At 50.1% G+C, this 6,474-nt stretch carries 5 protein-coding genes; 4 read left to right on the forward strand and 1 reads right to left on the reverse strand.

The genetic code is table 11. From position 1 onward, the window contains the following. Positions 1–478 precede the first annotated feature (478 nt). From EJP87_RS08325 to EJP87_RS08335, 3 genes are read left to right on the forward strand one after another with little or no spacing between them, the layout of a single operon-like run. Entirely contained in the window at positions 479–988 is a 510-nt protein-coding gene (locus EJP87_RS08325; protein ID WP_130471402.1) for a chemotaxis protein CheW, read from the forward strand. 57 nt (positions 989–1,045) lie between these two features. Then, positions 1,046–2,008: a methyl-accepting chemotaxis protein gene (locus tag EJP87_RS08330; protein ID WP_130471403.1), complete on the forward strand. Its 963-nt coding sequence runs from the start codon at positions 1,046–1,048 to the stop codon at positions 2,006–2,008. A 31-nt stretch (positions 2,009–2,039) separates the two neighbouring features. Beyond that, positions 2,040–3,038, forward strand: coding sequence for a methyl-accepting chemotaxis protein (locus tag EJP87_RS08335; RefSeq protein WP_130471404.1), 999 nt, complete (start codon positions 2,040–2,042; stop codon positions 3,036–3,038). A gap of 221 nt (positions 3,039–3,259) precedes the next feature. Here the strand turns inward: EJP87_RS08335 and EJP87_RS08340 are convergent, their stop codons facing one another. Further along, positions 3,260–4,228 (reverse strand): chemotaxis protein CheV, encoded by a 969-nt coding sequence (locus tag EJP87_RS08340; RefSeq protein WP_130471405.1) that lies wholly within the window; start codon positions 4,226–4,228, stop codon positions 3,260–3,262. Between the two features lie 234 nt (positions 4,229–4,462). On the opposite strand from EJP87_RS08340, the gene EJP87_RS08345 reads away from it, so the two are divergent. Then, on the forward strand, positions 4,463–6,474 hold a 2,012-nt coding region (locus EJP87_RS08345), incomplete at its 3' end, for a chemotaxis protein CheW (RefSeq protein WP_130471406.1).

A 6,474-nucleotide genomic window follows, 5' to 3' on the forward strand; every position in this document is an offset into this window, starting at 1 on the left:
AGCTCCTTGCCAGTTAAGCAGAAAAAGGCCATTGTTCCAGCAAAAGCTGCATTGCCTGCAGCTCCTTCAAAAAAAGGGGGAGCCGTTCTGGATATGGGAGTTGCGGACGATAGCGAGTTTGAAAAATTTTAACCACCCACAGCTCTCCTAAAGCCTGTTGACGTGCGCGCCCAAAAGGGGTGCGGTGATGAAGAGGCAAAGCCCTGAACAATGCAGCATGCAGGTGGGTGTGGCGGCGGAACGGTTCTGTAGAGAAACGACAGAGGCATTGGCAGCGAATGAGAGCAAACGATGGCAGGCTGCATGCGGATGATATGAACAAATAGGCAAAAAGAGGACGACAAGAGAATATTTGCAGTACGGCAGAAAGCCGACAATGCGGCCAACGAAACTATATCTTTGCCTGCAACCTGGTATAAGGCCATTGCACATTTGCTAATGCCTTGTCGATCAAGCCTGAACAGGAGGAGTCCTATCAATGGCGACCAGTAGTGTCACCGAAACAACGCAATTTTTGACCTTCGTACTGGCTGAGGAAGTGTTTGCCGTCGATATTGGTCGGGTAAAAGAGGTTCTTGAATATACGCAGTTGACCAAAGTGCCGCGTACCCCTAAATTTATGTGTGGTGTGATCAATCTGCGCGGCAGCGTGGTTCCGGTGATGGACATGCGCCAGAAATTCAACATGTCCCAGTCGGAACGGACTGTAAATACCTGTATTATCATTATCGAGGTCACCATCGGGGAAAACAAAACCGTACTGGGCGCCATGGCCGACTCGGTCAAAGAGGTGATGAGCCTGGATCCCGATCAAATTGATCCCCCACCAAAAATTGGTGCCAAACTGCGTACCGATTTTATCCGTGGCATGGGCAAACAAGGTGATCATTTCATCATCATCCTGGATACCGATAAGGTCTTCTCTGCAGAAGAGCTGGAACAGGCAATGGAAATGCGCGTTGGTGGGATGCCCGAAGCTGCTGCTTGATAAAAATATGCTGTTGGACTTTTAGGCTGAAACCATTTTTTGTCGATAGGAAATGCTGTGAACGACGCGACCGTACTCAACCGGGAAATTCAAGCCGAGTTTGGCAAAGGACTGGACGATATCCGCTCTGCCAGCAGCCAGATGCGCTCGCTGATTCGTGATACCGTCGTTAAACTGGATAACAGTTTTAACAGCTTGCGCCGACAAGCCGAACAACAACAAGAGCTGGTCATCGGTTTGGCCTCTGATTTGGACGAAGCCCCTACCGACAAAGAGGGAAAGAAAAAGGAGCACAGCAATTCAGCCAACATACAGGAGTTTGTCAAAGCCACCGATGCGATTTTGCGCACCTTTGTTGACCGTATCGCGCAAATCAGTCAAGAGAGCATGCGTATGGTCTATCGCATGGATGATGTGGCAGCCTATATGTTGCGCGTGCAGGAACACCTCAGCAAAATCAATACGGTGGTTGAACTGACCAAAGGTTTGGCTCTCAATGCCCGTATTGTGGCCGCTCGTGCCGGTCGCTCCGGGGAAGCCTTCACTTTTGTGGCCACCGAAATCCATCAATTGGCCTCCTCCTCCCGTCAGGTCAGCGACCAAATCAGTACCGCCGTGGAAGAGACCAATGCCAATATTCATTCGGTGCGCGATATTGTCAAAGAGATGGCCTCCAAAGATATGGGCTTTGCCATGAATGCCAAAGGGCAGGTCGATACCATGATGGCGGATATCAGCGCCATCAATCAATATCGGGCCAAGACATTGCGGCAGGTATCCGGCATTACGGAAGATATTGATGACAAAGTCGATCTGGCAGTCAGTCTGTTGCGCTTTGAAGAATCGGTAGTACCCATTCTCAAGCGGATTGAGCGCAAAATCTCTGCCTTGGAGCGCTTTGCCCGCTTGGTGGATATGGAAATGATCCTCAATGAGACGCAACCACGTCGGGAACGTTTGCTTAAATTGCAAAATGCTCTGTTGCAACAGCAGCAGTCTTTTGATTCAGCTTCGGTATAATTGTATGTTGCTTGGCGTCAGGTAAACAACGATGGATAAATTGGATCCTGTAAAACTCTCTCAAGAGATTCGTGCTGAATTACGGCGGGAACTGGCCAGTCTGCGGGCGGATGGCATGCAAATCCGTACCCAGGTGCAAGAGGCCGTCGGAAAATTAAGCGAAAGCTTTGGCATGCTGCGCGAGCTGACAGCAGAGCAGAATGAGTTGGTCTCCGGCCTGGTCTCCAGCCTCGGAAAGCAGAGCAGCAAGGAAAAAAAGGGCAATATCACCATCGGTGAATTTGTCACTGCAACCGATGCCATTTTGCAAGCCTTTGTGGAGCATATCGTGGCTGTCAGCCAGCAGAGTATGGCCATGATGTATCGCATCGACGATGTCTCTGCAGAAATGCTGCAAGTGGAAGAGTCGTTGGGTAAAATCAATGCCATCGCCGATTTGACCAAGGTGTTGGGCTTGAATGCTCGTATCGTTGCCGCACGCGAAGGACAGGCCAGTGGAGCCTTTTCTGTGGTTGCTGCCGAAGTGCGTCGTTTAGCCATCGCCTCCCGTGAAGTGAGTGGCTTGATCAGTGATGTGGTGGTGGAGACCAGCAACCATGTGGATACCGCCAAAGAGGTGGTGAAAGAGATGGCCTCCAAGGATATGAGTTTTTCCATGGAGTCCAAAAACAAGGTCGATGCCATGATGGCGCAGATCAGTGAAAATGATCGCTTGACTGCCAAATTGTTACAGCAGGTGGTGCAAATCACTGGCGAAATTCACAACAGTATCGGCATGGCGGTTCTCTCTTTGCAGTTTGAGGATATGGTGACCCAACTCACCCAGGGCATTGAGAAGAAGGTCACTGCCATGGAAAAATGGGATAATGTTTTTGATCTTGAGTTGCAATTTAATGATGCCATCCCCAGACGGGAGCGGGTTTTGCACGCCCAGCAACGTCTGCAAGAGCAAAAACAGTTGATGCAATCGACAAGTCATCGTCCTGTGCAACAGGCCAATATGGATGAAGGGGATATTGAACTCTTCTGACCATCCGGATGGAGCTCCCCCGCAGATTGTGGGTAACCAATGCTCAGATAGTGGCGTGACCTATGCTCAGATAGTGGCGTGACCTATGCGTTACGCATGTCGTGAGAAGGAAATTAATAATCTGTTTTCAGATCGTTTTGTTCATCCAGGGAGCCAAACTCCCTGGATTTTTTTATGCGAGGAAACTACAGAACAAAATCGGGGGATAGCGCCAAAAAGGCTTAAGAGGCTTTGGCTGTAACCACTGTGCGGGGCTTTGCAGAGTCGGCAATCTGCTTTAACAGCACTTCGGCAAAGCGGTCTGGAGAAAATTTCGGCACAAACTCATCGGCACCCATCTGTTGCGCCTTTTCCCAGTTGGATTTATTGCTGAGAGAACTGTGCACCGCCAAACGCACATTGTCCAATGCGGGCATCTCCCGCACTTTGCGGGTAAAGGTAAAACCATCCATTCCCGGCATTTCCAAATCGGTAAAGATCAAGGTGAATGGAGACTGGCCATCATTGGCCTTCAACTCCCGCGCCAAAAGATCCAACGCCTCTTGTGCACTGTTCATCACCACGTGCGATACACCCAATTGATCCAAAGCTGCTGACAACATGCTGCACGCCGCCTTGGAATCATCTACTACCAGCACCTTGTGTTGATCTACCGACAACAAACGACCTTGTTGTACCAACTCATCGGACACAGAGGTATCAATGCCCAAAATATCCACCAACAATTTTTCGACATCCAAAATTTGGATAGGTACATTGTTATGGTAGGTGATGGCAGTCAAATAGCTGCGGTCATAAAGGGCTCCATCCGGCTTGACAATATCACTCCAGCTTTTATTGATCAACATGTTGGGCCGGGAAACCAAAAATCCCTGAATCGTACCACTATATTCACAGACTAAAATATAGCTGAGTGTATTGCGATAATCGATCGTTGGCAGACCCAACCCCTCAGCCAGATCAAAAAGGGAGATGGGATGACCACGAAAGTCAATGTTGCCCTTGACCACCGGATGCGAATAGGGGGTTTTGGTCACCACCTTTGGGCACTCCATGATCTCAATAATTTTGAAGACATTGATCCCATAAAGCTGATCATCGGTCAAATAGAAGGTCAACATTTCCATTTCATTGCTGAAAGCTAGGTTGGCTCGTTGATAGGCCTCATCCAGCACTGAATCTTTCGCCATTCTGCATTCCCCTTCCCTAAGAGTCGCTGATAACCAACCTGCATTTTGTTGCATTATGCCACAGAGTGCGTTTTTTTGCTATGCTTTTTCATCATTACCTCGTTAGAATAGCAGGGTTTCAGTAGTTATCGGTGTATTATCCATCTGCCGAAAGCAAAGGAGCGCTGCCTTCAGCTCCCTATTGGCTCATCAAATGATTTAACGGCGGGGGGCAGTCCCGCACGAGGGGATAGCATGAAAGTTTTGACACTGCAATTGGCCGATGATCTGTATGCCGTGGACCTGGTATATGTCCGTGAGGTTATTGAATTGCTGGTCGATACCGGTTCGGCGGCACGTACCACACATATCACCCATGTCCCCCTTTCCAGTAAGGATGTATGGGGGGTAATCAACCTGCGTGGCTATGTGATCCCGGTCAGCGATTTGCGGCAAAAATTGGGTATGCTGCGTAGCACACCCACTGTACAATCGCGTATTGTGATTCTGGACGGCTCATACCGCACCGACAAAGAACGGGATGATGTCTCCACTTGGATGGGTGTCGTGGTTGATTCCGTCCATGAAGTGATCGAATTGGCGGAAGAGGAGATCAATCCTCCACCCCGTTCCGGCTTGCAAAATAATCGACTGCAAGGAATCAGCCATCATCATGATACAACTGTGTTGATTCTGGATGTCGCCGCATTGTTCCAAAATGCAGTCAATGAGCCCAAGCGCTTGGAAAGCAAGCGTATCAATCCAGCAACAGCCAATAAAACTCCCGCCAGCAATTCTGCAGGCAGTACACCCTCAGCCAACAAACCTGCCGCCTCTGCTCCTGCAGCAACAGCGCCTGCTCCTCAGCCCTCGCCGCCACCCGCACCCCCTCCTACCCTCCCTCCTCCGCCTCCACCAGCAGTGGAGCCAGAGCCTGTGCCTGCTCTCTCTTCGCCAACCGACAACTCTCCCCCAGAGAGTGAAACTGTTACCGATGCTGCTCTGTCTGCCTCTGCAGAAGAGCAAACAAGCCTTGCGACACCAGCAGATGACTCTCTCCCTGCAACAGTTGATGCTGCTCCTGTAACACCCCCAGAAGAGCCCGCTACAGAGGAGGTTTTGTCTGTTGATATTGCCGAGGAGGTTTTGTCTGTTGATATTGCCGAGGAGCCAGCGAAAGAAGAGATTCTACAGAGCGAGCGCGACGTTCATGAACCAGAGCCAAACGATACCACACTGCCCAGTGCTGCTAAGGATGCAGAGGAGATAGACTCTCCCTCTTCAGAGGCGGCATCATGCAGCACAACTTTGGCAGATGAACCTCTGCAAAAGAGCATACCTGACCTTGCTGCTGCGCCGACAACAGAAGAGAACAACGCAAGCGCGCAAAACTCTCTTCGCGCAGAGTCAGATACAGATAATTCCTCAGCAGAAACCACCAAAGTGGCAGAACAACCCACCCTCTCAGAACCTATACCAAGCGATGAGATAACGTCGGAAGAGGTGCACAGTAACGATACGGATCTTTCCCTTGCCACTGCCGTTGTTGACGCTGCTGATGCACTGGCAGATGACAATGAGGCACTTGCTGCAAGCGTACCCGAAACAGAGAGTCTCGCAGAAAATGCTCTTCCCTCTGTTTCTCCTGCTCTAGAAGATCAGAACGCCACACATCCAGGTTTCGCGTTTGTTCTGGAAGATTTGGTCACGGAACAAGAAGGCAGAGCACTCAGCGAACAATCTCCAATTGTCGAAACACATGCTGAAAACGACAGCAATATAAATCAGCTTGCTAACACCGTAGACAATTCAGCAGCGGAACCCCTCCCCGAAGCAACTTTGGATAGTGCTGAAACAGCGGATCCAATAGAAACAAGTGAATCTTGCCCAGTTTCTGCAGAAGATGCTTTGAGCACAGAGGAAGCGACATCTTCCCAGAACAGTGCAGAAACAGAGGGCTCTACTGAGGTGAATGCAATATCCTTGGAAGAGACAGAAGAATCCTTCTCTACCGAGGAAAGCGCAATATCCCTGGAGGAGAGTGCAGACTCCTCCTCTACCGAGGAAAGCGATTCATCCCTGGAGAAAGCTGAGGAATCCTCCTCTACCGAGGAAAGCGCAATATCCCTGGAGGAGAGTGCAGACTCCTCCTCTACCGAGGAAAGCGCAATATCACTGGAGGAGAGTGCAGACTCCTCCTCTACCGAAGAAAGCGATTCATCCTTGGAGGAGAGTGCAGACGCCTCCTCTACCGAAGAAAGCGATTC

Origin of the sequence: Candidatus Magnetaquicoccus inordinatus (genome assembly GCF_004217665.1) — a bacterium.
GTDB lineage: Bacteria > Pseudomonadota > Magnetococcia > Magnetococcales > Magnetaquicoccaceae > Magnetaquicoccus > Magnetaquicoccus inordinatus.

Bases quoted from the DNA above. Each gene is read 5' to 3' on its own strand.
- EJP87_RS08340 (WP_130471405.1), bottom strand. From the start codon at position 4,228: ATGGCGAAAGATTCAGTGCTGGATGAGGCCTATCAACGAGCCAACCTA.
- EJP87_RS08325 (WP_130471402.1), top strand. From the start codon at position 479: ATGGCGACCAGTAGTGTCACCGAAACAACGCAATTTTTGACCTTCGTA.
- EJP87_RS08335 (WP_130471404.1), top strand. From the start codon at position 2,040: ATGGATAAATTGGATCCTGTAAAACTCTCTCAAGAGATTCGTGCTGAA.